Source organism: Microcoleus sp. K1-B1 (assembly GCF_036704705.1).
Classification (GTDB): domain Bacteria; phylum Cyanobacteriota; class Cyanobacteriia; order Cyanobacteriales; family Microcoleaceae; genus Microcoleus.
This window is the reverse complement of record NZ_JAUBSH010000072.1, coordinates 1-21799: the sequence shown is the minus strand read 5'-3', so window position 1 is coordinate 21799 and position 21799 is coordinate 1. Positions and strand designations below refer to the sequence as shown.

General features: G+C 46.4%; 22 protein-coding genes. 4 read left to right on the top strand and 18 right to left on the bottom strand.

Annotation, left to right across the window (positions count from 1 at the left end; translation table 11 throughout):
* From QUA83_RS22160 to QUA83_RS22115, 10 genes are all read right to left on the bottom strand, one after another.
* Entirely contained in the window at positions 1-951 is a 951-nt protein-coding gene (locus tag QUA83_RS22160) for a F0F1 ATP synthase subunit gamma (protein ID WP_006631110.1), read from the bottom strand.
* A gap of 324 nt (positions 952-1275) precedes the next feature.
* Positions 1276-2793, bottom strand: a complete 1518-nt coding sequence (atpA, locus tag QUA83_RS22155; protein WP_333037344.1) for a F0F1 ATP synthase subunit alpha — start codon at positions 2791-2793, stop codon at positions 1276-1278.
* Positions 2794-2984: 191 nt separating this feature from the next.
* Positions 2985-3530, bottom strand: coding sequence for an ATP synthase F1 subunit delta (gene atpH / locus QUA83_RS22150; protein ID WP_333295845.1), 546 nt, complete (start codon positions 3528-3530; stop codon positions 2985-2987).
* A gap of 3 nt (positions 3531-3533) precedes the next feature.
* Positions 3534-4061, bottom strand: coding sequence for a F0F1 ATP synthase subunit B (locus QUA83_RS22145; protein WP_190740265.1), 528 nt, complete (start codon positions 4059-4061; stop codon positions 3534-3536).
* Between the two features lie 87 nt (positions 4062-4148).
* Positions 4149-4634 (bottom strand): F0F1 ATP synthase subunit B', encoded by a 486-nt coding sequence (locus QUA83_RS22140; RefSeq protein WP_006631106.1) that lies wholly within the window; start codon positions 4632-4634, stop codon positions 4149-4151.
* Positions 4635-4731: 97 nt separating this feature from the next.
* On the bottom strand, positions 4732-4977 hold the full coding sequence (gene atpE, locus QUA83_RS22135) for an ATP synthase F0 subunit C (RefSeq protein WP_006631105.1): 246 nt from the start codon (positions 4975-4977) through the stop codon (positions 4732-4734).
* A gap of 128 nt (positions 4978-5105) precedes the next feature.
* Complete coding sequence (gene atpB, locus QUA83_RS22130; RefSeq protein ID WP_333071398.1) at positions 5106-5864, bottom strand: F0F1 ATP synthase subunit A; 759 nt, start codon at positions 5862-5864, stop codon at positions 5106-5108.
* A gap of 55 nt (positions 5865-5919) precedes the next feature.
* Entirely contained in the window at positions 5920-6372 is a 453-nt protein-coding gene (locus tag QUA83_RS22125) for an ATP synthase subunit I (RefSeq protein WP_333295842.1), read from the bottom strand.
* Between the two features lie 497 nt (positions 6373-6869).
* The gene (locus QUA83_RS22120) at positions 6870-8159 is read right to left on the bottom strand and encodes a hypothetical protein (protein ID WP_333295841.1); all 1290 of its coding nucleotides are present in this window, start codon (positions 8157-8159) and stop codon (positions 6870-6872) included.
* Between the two features lie 135 nt (positions 8160-8294).
* Positions 8295-8744, bottom strand: coding sequence for a nitrate reductase associated protein (locus QUA83_RS22115; RefSeq protein ID WP_333295839.1), 450 nt, complete (start codon positions 8742-8744; stop codon positions 8295-8297).
* Between the two features lie 186 nt (positions 8745-8930).
* Between QUA83_RS22115 and moaA the strand changes: the two genes are divergently transcribed.
* Both moaA and QUA83_RS22105 read left to right on the top strand, forming a co-directional pair.
* Complete coding sequence (moaA, locus tag QUA83_RS22110) at positions 8931-9920, top strand: GTP 3',8-cyclase MoaA (protein WP_333295837.1); 990 nt, start codon at positions 8931-8933, stop codon at positions 9918-9920.
* 94 nt (positions 9921-10014) lie between these two features.
* Positions 10015-10497, top strand: coding sequence for a hypothetical protein (locus QUA83_RS22105; RefSeq protein ID WP_333295834.1), 483 nt, complete (start codon positions 10015-10017; stop codon positions 10495-10497).
* Here the strand turns inward: QUA83_RS22105 and QUA83_RS22100 are convergent.
* The 7 genes from QUA83_RS22100 to QUA83_RS22070 form a co-directional block, all read right to left on the bottom strand.
* Complete coding sequence (locus tag QUA83_RS22100) at positions 10479-10652, bottom strand: type II toxin-antitoxin system HicB family antitoxin (protein WP_106332356.1); 174 nt, start codon at positions 10650-10652, stop codon at positions 10479-10481. The genes QUA83_RS22105 and QUA83_RS22100 overlap by 19 nt on opposite strands.
* Positions 10653-10806: 154 nt before the next feature.
* Positions 10807-11172, bottom strand: coding sequence for a DOPA 4,5-dioxygenase family protein (locus QUA83_RS22095; protein ID WP_333295830.1), 366 nt, complete (start codon positions 11170-11172; stop codon positions 10807-10809).
* A gap of 123 nt (positions 11173-11295) precedes the next feature.
* On the bottom strand, positions 11296-11628 hold the full coding sequence (locus QUA83_RS22090) for a DUF5615 family PIN-like protein (protein WP_333113875.1): 333 nt from the start codon (positions 11626-11628) through the stop codon (positions 11296-11298).
* Positions 11625-11849 carry a DUF433 domain-containing protein gene (locus QUA83_RS22085; RefSeq protein WP_106332354.1) on the bottom strand — a complete coding sequence of 75 codons (225 nt, stop codon included), beginning with the start codon at positions 11847-11849 and terminating at the stop codon, positions 11625-11627. Before QUA83_RS22085 ends, QUA83_RS22090 begins: the two co-directional genes overlap by 4 nt.
* Positions 11850-12310: 461 nt before the next feature.
* On the bottom strand, positions 12311-13066 hold the full coding sequence (locus QUA83_RS22080; RefSeq protein ID WP_333295827.1) for a hypothetical protein: 756 nt from the start codon (positions 13064-13066) through the stop codon (positions 12311-12313).
* A 269-nt stretch (positions 13067-13335) separates the two neighbouring features.
* Positions 13336-14622: an RNA-guided endonuclease IscB gene (gene iscB / locus QUA83_RS22075; RefSeq protein WP_333295825.1), complete on the bottom strand. Its 1287-nt coding sequence runs from the start codon at positions 14620-14622 to the stop codon at positions 13336-13338.
* Positions 14623-14936: 314 nt separating this feature from the next.
* A complete protein-coding gene (locus QUA83_RS22070; RefSeq protein ID WP_333295821.1) occupies positions 14937-15182 on the bottom strand; it encodes a hypothetical protein in 246 nt (81 codons plus the stop codon).
* 787 nt (positions 15183-15969) lie between these two features.
* Here QUA83_RS22070 and QUA83_RS22065 point away from each other — a divergent pair.
* Positions 15970-16251, top strand: a complete 282-nt coding sequence (locus tag QUA83_RS22065) for a hypothetical protein (protein ID WP_190735408.1) — start codon at positions 15970-15972, stop codon at positions 16249-16251.
* Positions 16252-16508: 257 nt separating this feature from the next.
* Here the strand turns inward: QUA83_RS22065 and QUA83_RS22060 are convergent, their stop codons facing one another.
* Positions 16509-17693, bottom strand: a complete 1185-nt coding sequence (locus QUA83_RS22060) for a class I SAM-dependent methyltransferase (protein WP_333295819.1) — start codon at positions 17691-17693, stop codon at positions 16509-16511.
* A gap of 680 nt (positions 17694-18373) precedes the next feature.
* Between QUA83_RS22060 and QUA83_RS22055 the strand changes: the two genes are divergently transcribed.
* Positions 18374-21148, top strand: coding sequence for a phycobilisome rod-core linker polypeptide (locus QUA83_RS22055; protein ID WP_333295817.1), 2775 nt, complete (start codon positions 18374-18376; stop codon positions 21146-21148).
* The last annotated feature ends 651 nt before the right edge of the window (positions 21149-21799 follow it).

Here is a 21799-nt window from a genome sequence, read left to right as displayed (position 1 = left end):
CTAACCGTTCAAAGCCTCAGCACCGCCGCAAACTTCCAGGATTTCCTGAGTAATTGCTGCTTGCCGCGCCTTGTTATAAGTCAGCGTCAAACTACCGATCAAATCGCTAGCATTCTCACTAGCATTGTTCATCGCCGTCATCCGCGCAGCCAACTCGCTAGCAGCAGACTCTTGCAAAGCCCGCAGCAATTGGTTGTTCAAATACAAGGGCAAAAGAGCCTCCAGAATTTGCGCCGGATCTTGCTCGAAAATCATGTCTCTGGGCAAACTCTTCGTAGGTGAAGCAACCTTCTCGCGGGATACTTGAAACTGTCCGCCTTGCGATGTCAAGCGGAAGATTTCATCATCGGGAGTTTCCAAACCTTGGGGGTCGAGGGGCAGCAAAGTTTGAATTACCGGACGCGAACTAATTAGCGACACAAACTTAGTGTAAATTAGCTCAACTCTGTCCACAGTTCCCGACAGGAACAAAGAAAGCAATTCGTCAGCAATTTGCGCGGCTTCCGGTGCTGTGGGAATTTGTTCCAAGTTAGCGTAAGTAGCATCAATCGGCTGTTCGCGGCGCTGGAAATACTGAGTCGCTTTGCGTCCTACCAACACGTATTTGTAGTCTAAGCCTTCAGCTTTGATTTCCTTAGCGCGATTTTCGGCGTATCTGATGATGTTGCTGTTGTAGCCGCCGCACAAACCCCGATCGCCCGAAACGACCAACAGTCCCACCGATCGCACTTCGCGTTTTTTCAGCAGCGGCAAATCTAGGTTTTCAAACTGCAAGCGTTCCGCCAAACCGTATAATACCTCTGCCAGTCGATCGGCAAAAGGCCGAGTAGCAGTCACCTGTTCTTGAGCGCGGCGCACCTTTGCAGCGGCCACCAAGCGCATTGCTTCTGTAATCTTTTTAGTGTTCTTGACCGACTTAATGCGATCGCGAATAGTTTTCAGATTTGCCATAACTTTCTCCTTTTTTCTTAGCCTTTATTCTGAGTTTTCAGCGGTAGTAGGGACACTCCAAGAGCCCAAAGCGTGTCAACTTAAGCTTTGAGTCCGCCAGTCTTTCCGCTCACCCGCTAGTCCGCCAGGGGTTGAAACCCCTGTCTAATAGCTAAAGTCCTCTAAAAGAGGACTAATGAGTTGAAAAATTATTCTTCTGGGTATTCAGTCCTCATAGCGAGGACTTTCGCTTTGAGGCAGGGGTTTCAACCCCTGCCGGAATGTGGGTTTTACCTTAAGTTGATACCAAGGGGTATTGCCGTGTCCCTACAGATTTCGTGCTAATTACGCAGAAACTAAGAAACTTTGCTTGTATTCAGTGATGCCTTCTTTCAGCAGCTTCTCAGCTTCATCAGTCAAGGCTTTTCCGCCTTGAACAATTTCGCCGTACTTCGGCTTGCTAGTCCGCAAATAGTCGCGCAAACCAACAGTAAACTTGCTGACTTTTTCCACCGGAATGTCATCCATATAGCCGTTAATACCGGCATAGATTACAGCCACTTGTTCGTTCATCGGCAGAGGCGAACTTTGCGGCTGTTTCAACAGTTCCCGCAAGCGCTGACCGCGCGACAATTGATTCTGAGTAGCTTTATCCAAGTCAGAAGCAAACTGAGAAAATGCAGCCAGTTCTTCAAACTGCGCCAATTCCAATTTCACCTTACCGGCTACTTTTTTCATTGCCTTAGTTTGAGCCGCCGAACCTACCCGCGATACCGAAATACCGGGGTTTACAGCAGGACGCAAACCAGCGTTAAACAAGTCAGAAGAAAGGAAGATTTGACCGTCGGTAATCGAAATTACGTTCGTCGGAATGTAAGCAGAAACGTCACCAGCTTGGGTTTCGATAATTGGCAAAGCAGTCATGCTGCCTTCGCCCAAATCGTCGCTCAATTTAGCAGCGCGTTCTAGCAAGCGAGAGTGCAGGTAAAACACGTCTCCGGGATAAGCTTCGCGACCGGGAGGACGGCGCAGCAACAAGGACATTTGGCGGTAAGCTTGTGCTTGTTTGGAAAGGTCATCGTAAATGACCAAAGTGTGCTTGCCTTTGTACATGAAATACTCGGCTAAGCTAGCACCTGTGTAGGGAGCCAAGTATTGCAGGGTTGCGGGGTCACTAGCGTTGGCTGCTACTACGATCGTGTAGTCCATCGCGCCCTTTTCTTGCAGGACGTTGACGATGTTAGCTACTGTAGAAGCTTTTTGACCGATCGCCACGTAAACGCAGATCACGTTTTCCGATTTTTGGTTGATGATTGTGTCGATCGCGATCGCAGTTTTACCGGTTTGTCTGTCACCGATAATCAGTTCCCGCTGTCCTCTTCCCACCGGAATCATCGCATCAATAGCGGTAATTCCTGTTTGCATGGGTTCGTAAACAGAACGGCGAGAAACAATCCCCGGTGCCGGAGATTCAATCAAGCGAGATTCAGTAGTTTTAATTTCTCCTTTGCCGTCAATCGGACGGGCCAAAGCATCAACTACCCGTCCCAACATTGCTTCACCCACGGGGACTTCAGCAATTCTGCCAGTAGCAGTAACTGCCGAACCTTCTTGAATGCCGAGGCCTTGGCCCATCAACACTGCACCCACGTTATCTTGTTCGAGGTTCAGTGCAATGCCCACAGTGCCGTCGGCAAATTCTAGCAATTCCCCAGACATGGCTTTATCCAAGCCATAAATCCGGGCAATGCCGTCGCCTACTTGCAGAACAGTACCGACGTTAGAGACTTTTACATCTTGGTCGTACTGCTCAATTTGCTGGCGAATAATGCTGCTAATTTCGTCAGGTCTGATTGCTGCCATGTTAGTTATTATTTGTCAGTTGTCAGTTGTTAGTTGTCTGTCGATGTTTTCGGCAAGAAAGAATAGCGATTTGGTAGTAAGAATTTGGGACTAACAGCTCAAAAACAGAAATTAATTTATTCCTGCTTCCTGTGTGATTCTTCCTTCTTCCTTTTTCCGGCTTCCTTCTTCCTTCCTCCTGCTTCCTTAAATCAGGAATTCAAGCGAATTCCTAGACGGCGCAATTGTCCCCGCAGGCTGGCATCAATTACTTGAGAGCCTACTTTGATTACCACACCGCCGATTAAATCTGCGTCTATTTTGGTTTCAATTTCTACTTGACTAGCGCTGGTCATCGCCTGCACTTTCTCGCGAACAGTCTGCTGTTGAGCATCTGAAAGCGGGACTGCCGATGTAACTTCAGCCAATACTGTTTGGTTTAGTTCTCGGAGCCTTGCCAAGTATTGTTTGCCAATCCCTTCTAAAAAAAGAATTCTTCCTTTGTCTACTAATAGCTTCAGAAAGCTGTGCATCAAGGGGCTCATTTCTTCACCCGCTATTTGCTGAATCACGGCTTTTTTAGCATCCGGTTTTACCAGCGGATTGCCTAAAAATTGACGCAAGTCTTCCGAACCTTCTAGCAGGCTCAGCAAGGAACGAATATCTTCGCCGAACTTCTCTGATAGATTGTTGGACTGAGCCAGTGACATCAAGGCAGATGCGTAAGGCTGTAAGACTTCTGTGCTGACTGTACTCACGTTTTAGCCTCCCAGTAACGCAATGCTGCGATCGATTAATTGGTGTTGAGCGCTGTCGTCCAAGCTAGTTTTTAGCTGGCTTTCCACCTTTGCTAATGCCAGAGATACAACCGCCGATCGCAGTTGGGCGATCGCTCTTTCCCGCTCCGCTTCCAACTCTTGACCTGCTGTTGCTCTCATTCGTTCAACGTCTTGCGCTGCCTGAGCTAGAATTGCTTCTTTTGCTTTCTTGGCAGTTTCTTCAGCCGCGGCACGAATTCGTTCCGCTTCTGCTTGCGCTTGAGTCAGTTTTTGCTGTTGCTCTGCTAGAGCTGCTGCTGCATCTTTTTGGCGTTTTTCTGCTTCTTGAATCGCCTCTTGGATGGCCGAACGCCTCTCTGTCAGGATTTTACCTACAAATCCGCGCCCGAAATAAAACAGCACTGCAATAATAATGACCAGGTTAATCAGGTTGGTTTCTAAAATATCGAAATTTAAACCGAAACCACCTTCGCCGCTAGCTTCTGTGGCTAGCAATAAAACAGTCCCCATGATACTCTTCCATAATTGCGCGTGCAGATTGGGTGAAGCGATTTTAGATTTGAGATTCCATCAAAAATCTAAAACTCTTCTGTCTCGCTATTTGGCCAGCGACTGCCCTAATAGCTTTTCGAGAATTTGGCCGCTGAGCGCGTCTACTTGTTGTTCTAGTGAGCGCATTGCTTCTTGCTTTTGCTGCTCTATTTCTTGCCCAGCCTTTTCTCGCGCGACTTGAGCTTCTTGTTGAGCCTCAGCTACTTTTGCTGCCCCAATTTTTTGGGCATCAGCTTGAGCAGCAGCAATTACTGATTGAGACTGTTTGCGAGTTTCTCCCAGTTTTTGCTCGTACTGCTGCGCTAGTTGCTGAGCTTTTGCCAAGCGTTCTTGGGCGGAGACTTGAGTGTTGCGAATGTAATCGGCGCGATCGTCAATTGACTTGCTGAGCGGCTTGTAAAAAATTACATTCAAGACTGCGACTAGAATTAAAAACTGCACCGCCATCAGAGGCAGCGTAGCATCTATATCAAACAGTCCCCCTTCCTTAGCCGCTTCTTCAACTGCTAGTAATACTGTCCAGTGCATCATGATTTTTTGACGGCTTCCATCTAATTCGCTTAATCGATTTTAGATTTGAGATTTTGGATTAGAATCGCCAAAACCTCAAATCTAAAATTTCCAATTATTATGCGAAGGGGTTGGCAAACAGCAGCACTAGGGCTACGACCAAACCGTAAATTGTGAGCGCTTCCATGAACGCCAAACTCAACAGCAAGGTGCCGCGAATTTTACCTTCTGCTTCCGGCTGACGGGCAATACCTTCTACAGCCTGACCTGCTGCATTACCTTGACCGATGCCAGGGCCGATTGCAGCTAAACCTACTGCCAAAGCGGCGGCAATTACGGAAGCGGCAGCAACTGTTGGGTTCATGATGATTTTCCTTATCTAAAGTACAAAATTGAGAACAGATAGTCTACAGAATTGTCCGATTTAACGGGAGAAAGTTTGAGTTCAGAATTTTTCTTTTTCCTCCTTCATTCTTCGCCGTTTATCGTTAGTTAATCGTGGTGTTCTTCGCCGTGACCGCCTTCTAGAGCTTCACCTATGTAGGCTGCGGCTAAGGTTGCAAAAATCAAAGCTTGAATTGCACTGGTAAATAGTCCCAGAACCATCACTGGCAGAGGAACAAATAAAGGCACTAGCAACACTAGCACTCCGACCACCAATTCGTCCGCAAGAATGTTGCCAAACAAACGGAAACTTAGGGACAGAGGCTTAGTGAAATCTTCTATGATTTTGAACGGCAACATGAAAGGCACCGGTTCAACATAGTGGGCGAAATACCCCAAGCCGCTTTTGCTGAGACCTGCATAAAAATATGCTAGAGAAGTCAGCAGTGCAAATGCTACCGTCGTGTTGATGTCAGCGGTAGGAGCTCCCAATTCGCCTGATGGCAGCTTAATCAGCTTCCAAGGAATTAGAGCGCCAGACCAGTTTGACACAAAGATGAACAGAAATAATGTACCAATAAACGGTACCCAAGGGCGATATTCTTTTTCCCCAATTTGGTTTTTAGCCAAATCCCGAATAAATTCCAGCGCATACTCCATAAAATTTTGCATTCCGCTGGGAATTCGCTGGATTTTGCGGGTTCCTAAAATCGAAACTACGACTAAAACAGCAATTACAAACCACGAGGTTAGAAAAACCTGTCCATGCACTTTCAGATTGCCGAGTTGCCAGTACAACTGCTGGCCAACTTCCAATTCGGCGAGGGGGAAACGATTAAAGGTGTTTAGAACGTCAAGCATTGCCATTCAACGGGCTTCCCCATACAAATCGATGAGTTGAGTTTTGCTCGAATTGCCTGACCTACCTGTAGTCTAGTGCTAATGCACTTCGGATCACGTAAACCATCAGCGCAGCTTTGTAAGTCAGAAATCCCAAAAATATCGGTAAAATCTGTAGCTGATTCCACTGTGTTCCTACTATCATCACCGCTAAAAACACACCAAGCCTTGTCTTGCTGATGCGTTGATTTTGGCTGCCGATTCGTTCAACGTCTCTAGCCAACATCTTTAAGTAAACCACACCTGTGCTCGCCCCAAGCAAATAATTCAGGGCAATGTTGAGGGAGTAAAAAATCCAAACGGAGATAAAAATAATCGCCGTAAAAGCAAGGGTGTACGCCAACAACTCTTGTTGGAGGCGATAAAAGTCTTGCATGGGATTGGTTGTCTCGGACGAGACTGTCGAGACTGTGCCAGCTTGAGGAATATCCTCGGTTGCTGGTGCGGGTTCGGTGGGTGTGTTTTGCGTGTTCACGAAGCTCAGAAACTAAGGCAGGTAGCAGGCGAGTGCTTTGCAAACTCAGAAAAATAATACCACGCGGCGGTAACAATACTTAAAATAAAATTAATCATATTTTTTACTTTACTGGTTTCTAGGAAGAGCCTGGGAACCGATGTCACTCTTGCTCTGCCTCGTGTGGCGAAGGGTAAATTGGAGGCTCTTCTCGCCTATCTGCGTTACCAGGCAGAACCGACTGAACGCATCATCATTTTTAGTCGGCGACCGACGACTTTCACTATGAGACAGGGGTTTGCAACCCCCTGTCGGACTGTCGGACTGTCGGACTGTCGGGCTGTCGGATTGTCGGGCTGTCGGATTGTCCAGAAGACCGACAGGGAATTAATTCCCTGTCTCATAGCACAAGTCGGTTAAAAACCGACTGAAATCCTATAAATTTTAGTCTTCTTGCAGTCGTCTTCAGAAAACTACTTCGCCGCATTCAGCTTGAGGATTGCTATAACTGATAACAGTTAAAAGTCCCCATTCAACGTGGTAAAATTGGCTGCGCTTAGAGCAGCAGCTTGGACTCCGGTAACAACCCCTAAAATTTGTCCGGTAGCAACAATCCGAATCGCTGTATTGCTACCCGAAGCCTCTAAGGCAATTCCTGCAAATGCAAGTCCGTTGGTGAGGGCGATCGCATCTTGACCCGCCGTAAAATCCGCAATAACATCGGCTTCAGATACATTGGAGGCGGCTGCATTCACCCGCAGTACAAACAGATCGTTTCCAGCTTCACCTGTCAGAATATCTCTACCTAAGTCACCTACCAATTGGTCGTTACCTTCTCCTCCATTGAGCACATCGTTGTTTTGTCCGCCACGTATGAGGTCGTCACCCGCCCCGCCAGAGATCGTATCATTTCCGAGGTTTCCAGCGATCGTGTCATTGCCGGCGTTGCCCTCGATGCGATCGTTATCGCGACCGCCCCAGAGCGTATCGTTGCCGTCGCCTCCTAGTATAGTATCGTTGCCGGCATTGCCATTTACCCGATCGACCGATGGCGACCCTTGGATCAAGTCGTTACCATCTAAACCTTGAACCAATAGATTGCCGACTAGAGCTGGATCGATGGTAAAGTTATCGGCATTGGTGGAGAGGTTGAAGAAGAGGCCATTGGGGCCCAAGGGGGAAGGAGAAATGGTTCCAGGTGTGAAACCATATTGAAGATGATCGACTTCCCAGTTATTTTTACCGGGCATCGACAATCGAATTGATGAGATCCCGTTTTGATTGACCACTCCAAAGAATCTATCTTCTGAGGTTGTACGCGAAATACTCTCATCACCCAGCGAAAAGGGACCGATAACCCCCAGAGATTCTCCCGATGGCCCAAACGCCTCAAATAACGTGTTATTTAGCAAGTCGCCAGACCGGGGTGTGCCGCCACCATTCCTGCCAATATCCGTCCAGACAATTCCAGCATGGGTTGGTAATTGACCCCCAAGTGCATTAGGGGAAAAGTTGAAGGTAAAGCTGCTAGTCCTCAAATTCGAGAATAAGCTGCTGCTGTTTCCCCTGGCCTGACCATCAATAACTCCGTCATCGCCGTCCACCGAGTCGCTGAAGGTTGTTGCAATATTTGTTGTGGCAAACTCAGAAACAGTAACACCCGGTGTATTTAAAGCGCCGTCTTCAAAGTCTTCTAAATGAAAGTAAGTGAACCTAACTGGGCTAAATGGGCTGATGGCACTTCCTGCTGATGGATTGTTGAAAGCTGAGTAGGGCAGTGGATCAAAAAACTGAGGATTGTTAGACATGGTGTCTTGAAAGTAAATGGTAATTAGGAGTTCTATTCCCGCAGAAAATGACGGAATATGGTAAATAAATCGTTCCCAACCAACAACCTATATTGAGCGATTGCTCGCCCTGGCTACAAACTTTTTACCATATACTTATTCAATAAGTCGAAACTCTTGAAGCGCCGGGATGAAATTTTTATTCTCGTGGCTCGATCGACTAAGCTTAATCAAAGCAAATCGCTGTAGTGGCTGCAAACTCGCCCACTGGGCCAAAGAAATTGTGACGCCGAGCTCTTGCGCTTTTGCAGAAACCGACTCCGGTAAAGTTGCAGCATCCATCCACGGGGGATTTTCATCAACAGCCAAATCAGTTCCCGGTTTGCCTGTCTGTTGAATTAATATTTGATTTAGCTTTTCTCGGTAATCAATAATTTCTGCTTTTGTCAAGCAAGGTAACTCTACAAGACTTTGCCGTTCTGCTTGGTTGAAATGATTCCAATCCTGCAACTTCAATTTAATGCCGCAAGTATCTAACTTGAGACGTACTTGCATGGGGATACAGCGCAAAGCTTCCACAAAATCAGCTTCAAATTCAAAAAACATATATTTAGCAAGTTTATTTTAGTTGTGAATGAGATTTTTTTTATTAACCGCAGAGGGCGCAGAGGGCGCAGAGTAAGAGAGGAGGGGGAAGGTGAAAAGAAATTGATGCAGGTTTATTGCTCTCTCTCAATAATTGCAGAAAATCGAGTCAGCATTTATAATTAAATAATATTACAAACTATTGACATGGATACCGTAGACTACCTTCGGATTAGCTTGATAGACCGCTGCAACTTCCGCTGTCTCTACTGTATGCCGGAAGGTAGCGAGTTGGACTATGTATTGCAGCAGCAGTTGTTAACTCACTCGGAATTGCTAACTCTGCTGCGGGAAGTTTTTATACCTGTGGGATTTACCAAGTTTCGCTTGACGGGTGGGGAACCGCTGCTGCGGCCTGGGGTGGTGGAATTGGTAAGGTCGATCGCATCTTTGCCGGAAACGCGAGATTTGTCAATGACAACTAATGGCTTTTTGCTGGCGGGAATGGCGGAAAATCTCTACAATGCGGGTTTGCGCCGGATTAATATTAGTTTGGATTCCTTGGAACCGGAGACTTTCGATAAAATAATTGGTAGTCGGGGACGATCGCGATGGACGCAGGTTTGGGAGGGAATTCAAGCGGCTTATCAAGCAGGATTCGACCCGCTGAAGCTGAATGTTGTGGTAATTCCCGGTGTGAATGACGGCGAAATATTGGATTTAGCGGCGTTAACAATTAACCGGAATTGGCACGTTCGTTTTATTGAGTTTATGCCGATCGGGAATGGAGATTTATTTGGCGATAAAGGTTGGGTAGCTTCGGCCGAATTGCGGCAACAAATTAGCGACAAATACGGGTTAGCCGAGTCGGGTGTTCGCGGAAATGGGCCGGCGGATGTGTTTCAAATTCCGGGGGCGAAGGGTACTTTAGGATTTATCAGCCAAATGTCTGAGTGTTTTTGCGATCGCTGCAACCGGATGCGTTTGTCTGCTGACGGGTGGCTGCGGCCTTGTCTGCTGAACGAAACGGGTCAAATTGACTTAAAAACTGCTCTGCGTGATGGGACTCCTACAAGCGAATTGCGCGATCGAGTGCGGCACATATTAGAGATTAAACCGGAGATTAATTTCAAACAGCGAGATTCGGGAACTACTCAAGGAAATTACAGCCGCACTATGTCTCAAATCGGCGGGTGATATCAATTCCGATTTTAGTATTCCCTCGATATTCTCTCCCCCTCTCTGTAATCTCTGCGTTCTCTGTGGTTAATTATAAATCAGGTATTTAACGATGAACACCATCTCGATCGCCATTTCAGACCTGCTGATGCTGAAGCTACAAAAAGTTGCTGCTGAGATGAATGTATCCATCGAAGAATTAGTCTTGATGAACATTGAAAGCTCGATCGCGCAACGAGAAAATCCCGCAGCAAATACCGATCGAGATATTTGCAATCAAAATGCTGAAATTGCGATCGAAGTAATTGACAAATTTTATACTCTTGCTACGGAATGGCAAAGTGAAGTTGCGGGAATGTCTTCGACAGATCAAATGTCTCAGCATCCTGCATATCAGGAAATTATTAATATGGGTTTTCAAGTCGTACCGCTGTTGCTAGCGGAACTCAAAAAAAATCCCCTTTACTGGTTAGCTGCATTGAATAAAATTACGGGTGAAAATCCCATTAAACCGGAACAAAGGGGAAGGGTAAAACAGATGGCATCAGCTTGGATAGAGTGGGGTAAAGATCGAGGCTACGCGATTGCTTCATGACTATTAGCAACATCGAGCCAACCTTCAATCGCATCTTTTAAATTAGCCATCACTTCTTCCATAGTATCTCCTTCGGTAATGCACCCAGGAAGTGCGGGAACTTCAGCCCAATAGCCACCTTCTTCTGCGGGATGGATGATTGCTCTAATTTTCATACATTTATTAAGTCATTTGTTAAGGATATTATAACTATTATTAATAAGTACAGGAAATTATAGTCGCCGCACAATGTCTCAAATCGGCGGCTAATTATCTATTATCAGCGATAAGTCAGTCTGAAGTAACGCCCTCGCCTTGCGCGCGGATAGATCATAAGCTGGCGTTGCCTGTCCTAGGTCGCAGGAATTCGATATTCAACTCTAGTTTTTCTCCTAGCCACAAAGAATGTTTCGTGTGGTCTGCCACATCGTCGCCTGTTTCAGGATGAATGAGAATATCGAGCCCCTCACGATTCAGCATTAACCAGGGAACGACTTTGCCAAACTGGTCTGGTAAAAATGCAACTTGATACATTGCTTGGGGGTGGGGGCCAATGGGTTTGTCATGCCAACGCCCAAGCTGCACCTCAAACTGAGTCAATCCTTCTCGTACACGCGCTGCGGCATCGCGATTATCAGCGTCGAAGTAAATATGTCCATGAAAACCAACGATGTTAATGGTGTCTTCTTTCATCATTTTCAGTGGATTATTGAGCAGAGATAAACAACTTTATAATAGCTTAACTTGCTGGATATTTTCTTCACTCCTGTAAACTCCTTAAGTAGATATCTCCTCAGTCTTTGCTTTTTTGGTTTCATGCTACGACAATACCAGTATACTCTCTGCTTCTCTATCTCCAAACTGACTAATGATGTCGATTTCATCTCGCAGAATTTGAACAATTTTAGATGTTGAGCAATTGCCAACACGGAGATAAATAAATTTGGGAGGATGACCGTAAAGTAAACTCCGTTGATGAAAGTCCGAATCTTTGGAAACAATCACAAAATCATTTGCCTTTGCATATTCCCAAATTTCTGCATCATCAGTATTTGTCAGTCCTAGGGTCTTGACATGAGCAGAATCGGGATACAAACCGATAATTCTCTGAAGAATTCTGTCTGAGAGGTTTTCGTCCAACAGTAGTTTCACAGGGATGCCACAAATAACTTTTTCTCACGATCGGCGGCAAAAGCAAGGCAGGCTTTGATGTCTGCCGAAGTTAATTCTGAAAAATCTTCCAGAATTTCTGCTTCCGTCATGCCACCTGCGAGATATTCTAAGATGTCGTAGACGGTGATTCGCATTCCCCGAATACATGGTTTGCCACTGCGTTTTCCCGGTTCAATTGTGATGATGTCGTGGTAGTCCATAAAGCAATATTTTGTACTAATAAGCGTAATTATAGTTGCAAATAATCCTGCTTGGTTTAGGTCAGGATTTCAGGTTTGAGCAAGTAGTGAGAGAAAAAGAACCCTGACGTTGAAAGTAGCCAAGGCGGAGCAGTTTTCTCACGATCGGCTACAAAAGCAAGGCAGGCTTTGATGTCTGCCAAATTTAGTATGGTTTTCCACCAATAAGACTCCAAAATTGGCAACAGTCCGATCGCCCCGTGTCAAGTCGATCGGATGGTTGCCCTGGTCATAGCGGTCGGAGCGTGGGTCTAGTGGCATCGGTCGGAGCGATCGGATGGTTGCCCTGGTTTAGCGGTGTCGGTCGGAGTGTCGAGCGGTGGCGGTCTAGCTTTTTTCCGTCACACACTCACCTGAGAACTGACTGCTTTTTTAAAAACTGTGATGAGGTGGGAGGGTGTGGCACGGTCTTAACTTCTATTTTATTTAATTAGATGGGCGTAATTACCATTAATTGTTAATCCCAATAATTTCGCAAGTTTACTAGAATGATAATGCACTAACTCACCTTTCAATGATGTAGGAAAATTTTTCAATGCTAATTTAGCTTGTTTGTAATCAGAAAAAGGAACACTCAATGTATGCGGGAAAGGATAAAGAGTCCAGCATCCGATAACGTGTTTAACAGCTATCATTAATTCTCCTTGTAAGTCTATACTATCGTATCCTTTATAAACCACTAAGTTTTTCCCATAGTAAATAATACAATCGGTGTGACGATACATAGACAGTGCTACTTCTATTGTCGTTTCAGCCCTAGATGAAAAAGGTGTTGTTCCATGTTCTAAAAAATATTGGTTATCGTTTTTTAAAAATTTTTCCAAGTCTTTTAAAATCATTAATCTCATGGTTTTTATATTACTCATCCATATTAGATGTCGATGCTCGCTAAGTTCTATTTCACCTAATAAATATGCAGCTTTTTCCCAGTATTTTTGCCAAAACTCTACAATTTCTAATAATGTGTAATTGTCAATATGATTATGAAAAGCAACCAGAGCAGACCACAGTAATGCCAAATATGGTGAATTTTCACGAGCTTGTTGAAACTCAACATCTTCAATTTCTGAAATTTGGTGAAGAGTCCTATAAAAAATGTTTGAGGATGTTGAGATTTGTGGTGTAGTAGATGTTTTTCCAAAACCACGCGCTTTTTTTCTTTGTTTTGCTTTTCCCATAATGCCACTCAACTATTCAAAAAAGTTAAGATAACACATAAAGAGTTCATGTAACAAGGTATCCGTTTTCCAATGGTTACAAGGCTTAGGCGGGGAAATATGAGTTTCCCCGCCTAGCTTGATTTATAGATGTTTCAGCATCTAAATCAGGATATGCTCTTATCCTGATTTAGTGAGATTTGTTGGTCTTCTTAACTGGTTCCCAGGCTCTAGCCTGGGAACCGAGATCCAGAGGCTCTAACTGTTTTATTGGACATTTCACGACAATCTCATGCAAACGAGTAGTTATATCCATCGCTGCGATGAACAGGCTTAAGTTGATTCCGAGAAACGCTAATCACGCTATCGTTTACCCGAATATCAAAATTACCTTTGAACCTAGTGGTTTTAATTCTTTTGCATTTAACCCCTTGATGTTTTCCACCAATTACCGAAACAATGTCTCCAGTATTCCAGCCTGCGACCTTTTTCTTTGGTTTATACCCCGAACGCGGAAACCCATATTTGTCAGTCTGCACGACTTGACGACTTCCCCAGCCCATCGCCTTAATTAGCAACGGTTGATTGATAGTTAAAGTCAAACCTTGACTTACATCTCCACAACAGGCAGCATCGATCCAATGAGCCTTTGGGAACTTCAAATTAGTCCGATTGAACTTCGTCAAAGAACCGCGTCCTACATAAATAGGTTCAATCGCTGTAGCCTTCAGAGCTTGGAACAAAGCGGACTTGGTTGCGTTAACCGCTGCTGCGTCCTTCAATGGTGCTTTAGCTTGACTCATTATTTTCTTCAGAACTTCGGGCTTTTTCTTAAGAAAATCCTTAATATCTTGAGTCCCCTTTTTGAGGTTGCATTTTTCGCAAGCTAAGCAAAGGTTGGAAACGCGATTGCTGCCGCCCTTGGCGCGTGGGTTAATATGCTCGACTTGCAGCGGTAAATTTTCACTACCACAGTAAGCACACTCCCGATTCCACTTTTCGAGTAGGTACTGTCTAACCTCGTAACCTTGTAATTCCCCTTGCTGATATTCAACGCCGGAAATCTCTGGATTTTGCATTTTTTGAGTGTCAAAACTTACTAACTCGAAAGCAATTGATTGGATGGGTGCTAGCTTGCGAAGGCGAGAAACCCATGTCATAGTCGTTAACACTCGGTGCTGCAAGCTCGGAGGCAACCAGCCTTTCGGGCGAGTACGATTCAAGAATCTCGCTTTTCGATAACGAGTTTTGCGGTTACCGCGGCTGCGCCGGACGCCCCGACGGGTTTCAAGTCGAGACTTGATAGCTTGACCCCGATGGGTGAGTTCAGCGCCCCAAATGACCTGGGTTCCCTGAACCAAAGCTATGCCAGTAGTCTTGCTACCAGGGTCGATGCGGATTTCAATTGGTTCTGGTAGATCGTTGACCGATTTTCCCAGAATAATTGTAAACGGGTACAGTTTAAAAACCTTTGCTTTGCCTGCATTCAATAGCTTTCTAGCTATCACTGGCAGGCACGGAGTTAGAGGTTTTTTGTCAGCGTCAAGTACGAATACTTGATTGGGGGTTTTAGACATGGTTGCGTCTATTCCTAATTAGTAAAGGTTGCCTCGGCATAGTTATTAGGCGGTACTTTCTCCACAGCACTGGCTTTACAAATCCTTGCCTGTTTAACTGCGGAGTTATAGTGCTTGGGGCTGGCACGTACTCCAAGGTATGAACTTTAACGCTCCCTAATAACGAAAGCCTGGACTTACTTAGCTATTTCGGGATTTCTCCAGAAATGTCTAGGATTTTAGTAAGTCTGCCTCGCTAACGGATAAAAATAAAAACAGGAGGCAGAGCCTCATGGAATGTGTTCCCAGGCTCTAGCCTGGGAACGAGCAAACGCCTACGCTTTGCGCTTGCGACGGCGAATCAGCACACTCATCACTTGCTTCGGATTGGCTGCACGCTGTACGGGACTCCAATCGCCGACTTCGGCAAATCCCAGGCGGTACAAGGTGAGTATGGTTTCCCTGACACCCTGGGGCGAACCTGTCACCGTTACACACACCACATCCTGTTCCGATTCTGCTGCTGAGTCGTCATTTGGTCGTGCAAATTTGTTGTCGTCAGGCAAGAATTCCTGTGACATAATTATGTTCTCCTGGTTTTAGGTTTTCTAGAAAAACCCAAAAACCCAGCCGCCCCGCTTTTCAACGCATAGCAGGGCGGCTACAGAGAGTGTTATCATACTCCGTTAGCCTCCAGACTGCTGTGATCAGTTTGGCGGTGAGCTGTCCATTGCTGTTACCAGCAGCTTTGGGCAGTGCAACTAGATTTTTGGGCGACGCGGGCTACTTCCTCTACAAGCAAAGTAACCTCTAACTTCAAAGCGTAGCCGCAGAGGGGGGCCTGTGTCAATCCATTTGGGATTTGGGATTTGGGAAAGGTGCGTCAGCTTTGAGATTGCTTCACTACCTTCGCAATCACAGAAAATCCTAGTACGTGCATCCAGGATTAACTGGTTCCCAGGCTGGAGCCCATTCGTGACAACTTAACGTCAAACCCAATCACAGACTGCTGTTTGAGTATTAAGCTCAGATCCCCCCTAGCCCCCCTTAAGAAGGGGGGGACAAGAGTCTTCTCAAAGTCCCCCTTCTTAAGGGTAAGAGAGAGGGGTTATCTACAGACTCTAAACTAAGGACAAGAGTCTTCTCAAAGTCCCCCTTCTTAAGGGGGATTTAGGGGGATCTAGACTTAGCTAAATGCGAGATTTATCAATGGTTTCAGTCTTAAGTTGTCACCAATGGGCTAGAGCCTGGGAACGAGCAATCGCCTACTTCCTAGGCTTTGCGCTACAGTTATAATATTAAAATCAATTTAAAAAGTGCGATCGACCCCGCTATCATCAGCCCAAAAACTTGCACTCAAGGATAATTATGCTGCACAATCTTCAGCAATCTCACGAACAAGAGATACAGACGATTACTCAAGTTTTGGGAAAAATCACCAACCGCACGGCGGATCAGATTAAACCATTACTAGATGCGATGCTCAAACAGCTAATTGAACCTCAACAACGTCCATTTTATGAAACAGCTACCCCAACAGAATGGTCAATAGCATTTCAAGAATGGGTTGACAGTCATCGTACCCTAAATTTCCCCACTCTTTCAGATGAAGCTATTAGCAGAGAGAGCATCTATGGAGACAGAGGTTAAATGCCGTTTCTCGTCGATACAAAATCCGCGGCTAGTTGCTGCTATGCTAGTTCATGGTTTAACCCATATCCTAACTTTTAACATTGCTGATTTCGCTCGTTATTCACAAATTACGGCTGTTAATCCTCCAACTGTAAAACCTTGATTAATTGGGAATTTAACAGAAATTATACTCCGAGCAAAGAACAGGCAAGATGCCTGTTCCACAAAAAGCTAATTTGATTGTGGGGAGTAGGATTGGGGCATCTTGCCCGCCCTTAGATTTTACCGGGTGTGAGCAAAATTAGCTGTTTTGATAAGATCGATCGCACTTCATCCAACCCAATCTCCACATCCGCCAAAATCTCTCCCACAGTTTTGGTATTGCAACCTTGCAAAAACTCAAATTCAGCACTTGACAAATTGACCAATTGGTAATTGCAATCAAACACTTGTTGACTAGGCCAACCGTGCATACAACTACTCAACTCTGGAATTGCCGCCAAAAGTGCCCGATCGTCCGACCAATCAATTTTATTAACAGGCTTTTTGCCCAAGAAAAACTCGTAATGAGTGATTTCCGTATCCAACAATTCAATTAATCGATAAAGCTCCCGTTCCGTCAAACCCTGAGCTCTTTCTATCAATTCCGGCGCTTTCCCCAAAAGTCTTTCTAACTGCCAATATCCCGGATTTGAGAAACCGATAAATTCCAATCCCGAAGCATCAATTAACTCGAACAAAGTCTCGATATTGTAGTCAATTTCCTGCGGGTGAACGTACATATCAGCAAAACATTCGTCTCGCTGATTTTCTCCTGCCCAACGCTGTTTTTCGTACTTGACAAGACGGTTGTTTTCTGGTAAAGAAGCAAAGATTTGACGGCCGACTTTCACACCATCGGGATAGTCACCTTTTTTCGGGCCTTGGAGAAGGGCGATCGCCCTTTGCATGAGTTGAATTTCCCAGCGTCCGAGCTCAGCATACACAAAAATGTGCATCAAACCGCCCGCCGCCAACTTCGCCGCCAGCGCTTGAATGCCCCGGATCGGATCGGGTAAGTGGTGCAGCACGCCCACGCAGTTGATCAAATCAAACTCGCCCTCTAACTCGGCCGCATCGTACAAGCTGAGGTGGCGAAAATCTGCTTCGCGAGCCCCGGATCGCCGACAGCGTTCTTGTGCTACCTTCAAAGCACCCTCGCTCAGGTCGATCGCCGTCACCGAAGCTTCAGGATTGAGGTGAATCAGATAATCGGTGCTCGAACCAGTGCCGCAGCCAGCATCTAAAATCCGAACATCTAGTTTTGGCGGCTTTTGGCCGGTGCAAAAATTGTAAGCATCAGGCCAACTCCAGCGCCAGTTGTAGCCTGGGGGCGGTTCATCTGACAAAGGATCGGGCGGGAAAGGAAAAGTATCGTAAAGCCGCCGCACGGCAGCGCTGATATCAGGCGTAGTATCCATAGGTGAGGTAATAGTGCGTGGGTTTTGAGATTGGTTGTCAGTAGCTACGGGGTAACAGCGCGACGCGATGCACTTCTATTGCTGCGTTACTGGCAACCAAAGTGGCGTCTCGCCAAGTTGGGAAGCCTAAAAGAGAGGGATCGGGCGATCGACTAACCCCTGGTAGCAAGCCCTGACAGCTTCTGCGTAATAAAACTTATCATTTTTTCTCATATAAGCTCTCTTAAATCTATACAATAAATCTCGACAGGCTTTTTAACAAACCAGGACTGTCAATAACCCACCGCTGAACTGTCGGGTAAAGCGGAGGCGTCTTTCAGCAGAAAGTCAAAAGCCCCGAAACAGGCAGAAGAAAATTTTTGATTTTCTTTTCCTTTAATTCAAGGCACTGGCTGCGATCGCCCAAAGGCAACTCTCCTGCCGAGTCTTTTTTTCCACGGGTATGCCGGCGGAGTGCAGCGGAGGGAGTACCCCGTGCCTGCCTTCGGATCGGACATTTCCCCGCAGGCAGAAAGATGAAACCAAAACATTTTAATCTAAGAAAGTAAGCGCGCCCGAACCTCGTGACAGGTAAAGGCAAAAAGTAAACAAAGCAAAAATACCTACTTTGACCTGCATCAGAAGGCAAGGTTAGTCTGGTTAAATGCTGCAACTATTTGGATAGGGAGCTAAGGAGTCTAATGACTGTAAAAGCAAGTGGTGGAAGCTCGGTTGCGCGTCCGCAACTATATCAAACTGTACCGGTCGCAACTATTTCGCAAGCAGAACAGCAAGACCGCTTTCTACAGCGGGGCGAACTCAGCGAACTGGCAAGTTATTTCAGTTCCGGGGCTCTTCGGATCGATATCTCTGCGACGCTGACCCAAAACTCGGAACTGATAGTATCCCGCGCAGCCAACCGGATTTTTACCGGCGGTTCCCCGCTGGCATTTTTGGAAAGACCACAAGAACCTGCGATGGCTATGGCAGGTGCGGCTCGCGGCGGATCGGCGAATGTCTCTGAAGGCATGAAACTGGGAAATGTCACCTACGTAGAAAGCCGCGCTGGCGGTGGCAACGGCGGTGGCGGCGGCGGATTCTTGGGGCTAGGAAATCTATTTTCTGGCAACGGTGGCGGCTACAGCGGCCCAATCCCCGCAGGATTTCAGCCGATCAATGTCTCGCGCTACGGCCCGGGCAACATGACCAAATCTCTGCGCGACTTGAGCTGGTTTTTGCGTTACATCACCTACGCGATCGTAGCTGGCGACCCGAACATTATTTCGGTGAACGTGCGCGGATTGCGGGAAATCATCGAAAATGCTTGCTCTTCGGCGGCCACAATTGTGGCAATGCAGGAAATGAAGGCAGCATCTTTGGGCTATTTCAGAAACAATGCAGAGGCAAGTGCGATCGTCGGACAGTATTTCGACGTAGCAATTACCGAATTCAAAGCTCCCACACCTTCAGACAAGGTGCGGCAGCGCGAAAGCAACGACCAGCAAGGCTTGCAACTGCCTCAAATTTACTTCAACGCAGCCGAGCGACGGGCGAAATTCGTCATGAAAACCGGCCTGTCTTCGGCCGAAAAGATAGAAGTAGTCAAAGCAGCTTACCGCCAAGTATTCGAGCGCGATATTACCCGCGCATACAGCCAAAGCATTTCTGACTTGGAATCCAAGGTCAAAAATGGCGAAATCTCGATGAAAGAGTTTATTCGCCGCCTTGGCAAATCTCCTCTGTACCGTCAGCAATTCTACGAGCCGTTTGTCAACAGCCGTGCTGTAGAATTGGCCGCCCGTCACTTCCTAGGCCGCGGTTTGAGCTCGCGGGAGGAATTTAGCAAGTATTTCGCGATCGTCAGCAAAGGCGGCCTGCCAGCCCTTGTAGACGCGATGGTTTATTCGCAAGAATATTCCGATTACTTCGGCGAAGAAACAGTGCCTTACCTGCGCGGTTTGGGCCAAGAAGCTCAGGAGTGTCGCAACTGGGGCCCGCAAATTGATTTGTTCAATTTCAGCGCTCCGTTCCGCAAGGTTCCTCAGTTCATCACCTTGTTTGCCGGCTACAACCAGCCTCTGCCAGACCAGCACGTTTACGGTGTTGGCAATGACCCCTTAGAAATTCAGTTTGGCGCGATTTTCCCGAAAGAAACTCGCAACCCCAAGAGCCGTCCAGCTCCCTTCGGCAAGGACACCCGCCGCATCCTGATCCGTCAAGGTGCGGGGATTGACAATCAGTTGAGCAATCCGGCGGCTCGCGGTGCTGCTCCTGGTTCTCTGGGCCCCAAGGTCTTTAAATTAGACCAGTTACCGAGCAACTATGTTGCTTCCAAGAAAACTGCCCGCGGTGTCTCTAGCAGCTACAGCAATGCTTCCAGTGTCAAATATACCGAAAGTTCCACCCAAGCGGTGATTCGGGCTGCTTACCTGCAAGTGTTTGGTCGCGATGTGTTCGACGGCCAGCGCCAAAAGGTAGCGGAAATTAAGCTGGAAAACGGCGAGATTCCGATGCGCGAGTTTATTCGGATGTTGGCGAAGTCTGACGTGTTCCGCAATATGTACTGGAGCAAGCTCTACGTTTGTAAGGCGATCGAGTACATTCACCGCCGACTCCTGGGACGCCCTACCTATGGCCGTCAGGAAATGAACGCTTACTTTGACATTTGCGCTAAGAAGGGTTTCTACGCGCTGGTCGATAGCATCATGGACAGCATGGAGTACAACGAAGCTTTCGGGGAAGATACAGTTCCCTACGAGCGCTATGTGACTCCCGGTGGTTTGTCGATGCGGACGATGCGATCGGGTTCCGTAGCTGAGCAAAATGTCCAAGCTCAGACGCCAGAAACTCCTCGGTTTATTGAACTGGGTGCTGCGGGCAACCGGGGCCATATCGAGTTGCAAAGTCGGATTGCTCAAGGTGTCAGCAAGCGGCGTGAACAAACTAAGATGTTCAAGCTGACGACTACTTCTGACAAAGTAGCTTTGAAAACTTTAATTCAAGCTGCTTACCGTCAAATTTTTGAACGCGATTTAAACCCCTACGTTGTGAAGAATGAATTCACCGCGCTCGAAAGCAAACTGGGCAACAATGAAATCAATCTCAAGGAGTTCATTGAGGCTTTGGGCTGCTCATCGCTGTACATCAAACAGTTCTACGCACCTTATCCCAATACTAAGGTGATTGAGTTGGGTACGAAGCACTTCTTGGGCCGTGCTCCCCGCAATCAAGCGGAGATTCGGACTTATAACCAAATCTTGGCAAGTAAAGGGATTAAGGGCTTTATCAACGCAATGTTGAACAGCGTTGAATATGCTGAGGCTTTTGGTGAGGATACTGTTCCTTATCGTCGCTTCCCGACTCTACCGGCTGCGAATTTCCCGAATACTGAAAGACTGTACAACCAGTTGACTAAGCAGAATGGTGAAATTGTGGTTCCGAGTTTTGAGCCTGTGGCTGCGATCGACAGAAGCTAACAACAAACTGCAAGAAAGTTGATTTTGTAGGTTGACAAAAATCCCTCGCTATGGTAGTGCTGTAGCGGGGGATTTTTGGTGATGTTACGCTGTTTATCGATCGGCGAGTCCCATAGTCCGAGAGGGATTGAAATCCCTGTCTCCTAGCTAAAGTCCTCGCTATGAGGACTGAGGTGGGCGATCGTTTGATTTGGGGCTTCAGTCGGTTTTAACCGACTTTAGCTATGAGACGGGGATTTCAATCCCCGGCGGACTGAAAGCAAAACCCGATCGCCCCAAAAGTGCGATCGGGGTCGATGGATGAGTCCGAGAATCCGACAGGGATTGAAATCCCTGTCTCATAGCTGAAGTCCACTTAAGTGGACTAAATTGAACCACACTTTGATGAGACTGAGAAATTTGATAACGGGCAGGCAAGAGTGAGAAATCGTTGGCAATTCAGTATGGTCTCTGACCGTACTGAGTATATTTAGGATTTGAATAATCACACTAACTGCCACTCAAGAATACCCAACTACAAAGTATAGGACGAAAAGAATATGGGTTTGTTGATCTAAGCTGTTGTGCATTTAATTTGTAAGTAGTCAAACAAAATTAATTACACAAACAACTAATATGATATAATAAAAAATATCAAGTTGTGCTCAAAGA

Coding starts and splice junctions, on each gene's coding strand:
- QUA83_RS22060 (WP_333295819.1), bottom strand. CDS start 17,693: ATGGATACTACGCCTGATATCAGCGCTGCCGTGCGGCGGCTTTACGAT.
- QUA83_RS22140 (WP_006631106.1), bottom strand. CDS start 4,634: ATGATGCACTGGACAGTATTACTAGCAGTTGAAGAAGCGGCTAAGGAA.
- moaA (WP_333295837.1), top strand. CDS start 8,931: ATGGATACCGTAGACTACCTTCGGATTAGCTTGATAGACCGCTGCAAC.
- atpB (WP_333071398.1), bottom strand. CDS start 5,864: ATGGCAATGCTTGACGTTCTAAACACCTTTAATCGTTTCCCCCTCGCC.
- QUA83_RS22160 (WP_006631110.1), bottom strand. CDS start 951: ATGGCAAATCTGAAAACTATTCGCGATCGCATTAAGTCGGTCAAGAAC.
- atpE (WP_006631105.1), bottom strand. CDS start 4,977: ATGAACCCAACAGTTGCTGCCGCTTCCGTAATTGCCGCCGCTTTGGCA.
- QUA83_RS22065 (WP_190735408.1), top strand. CDS start 15,970: ATGCTGCACAATCTTCAGCAATCTCACGAACAAGAGATACAGACGATT.
- QUA83_RS22070 (WP_333295821.1), bottom strand. CDS start 15,182: ATGTCACAGGAATTCTTGCCTGACGACAACAAATTTGCACGACCAAAT.
- QUA83_RS22145 (WP_190740265.1), bottom strand. CDS start 4,061: ATGGGGACTGTTTTATTGCTAGCCACAGAAGCTAGCGGCGAAGGTGGT.
- iscB (WP_333295825.1), bottom strand. CDS start 14,622: ATGTCTAAAACCCCCAATCAAGTATTCGTACTTGACGCTGACAAAAAA.
- QUA83_RS22100 (WP_106332356.1), bottom strand. CDS start 10,652: ATGAAAATTAGAGCAATCATCCATCCCGCAGAAGAAGGTGGCTATTGG.
- QUA83_RS22120 (WP_333295841.1), bottom strand. CDS start 8,159: ATGTCTAACAATCCTCAGTTTTTTGATCCACTGCCCTACTCAGCTTTC.
- QUA83_RS22115 (WP_333295839.1), bottom strand. CDS start 8,744: ATGTTTTTTGAATTTGAAGCTGATTTTGTGGAAGCTTTGCGCTGTATC.
- QUA83_RS22080 (WP_333295827.1), bottom strand. CDS start 13,066: ATGGGAAAAGCAAAACAAAGAAAAAAAGCGCGTGGTTTTGGAAAAACA.
- QUA83_RS22095 (WP_333295830.1), bottom strand. CDS start 11,172: ATGATGAAAGAAGACACCATTAACATCGTTGGTTTTCATGGACATATT.
- atpA (WP_333037344.1), bottom strand. CDS start 2,793: ATGGCAGCAATCAGACCTGACGAAATTAGCAGCATTATTCGCCAGCAA.
- QUA83_RS22055 (WP_333295817.1), top strand. CDS start 18,374: ATGACTGTAAAAGCAAGTGGTGGAAGCTCGGTTGCGCGTCCGCAACTA.
- QUA83_RS22105 (WP_333295834.1), top strand. CDS start 10,015: ATGAACACCATCTCGATCGCCATTTCAGACCTGCTGATGCTGAAGCTA.
- QUA83_RS22085 (WP_106332354.1), bottom strand. CDS start 11,849: ATGGACTACCACGACATCATCACAATTGAACCGGGAAAACGCAGTGGC.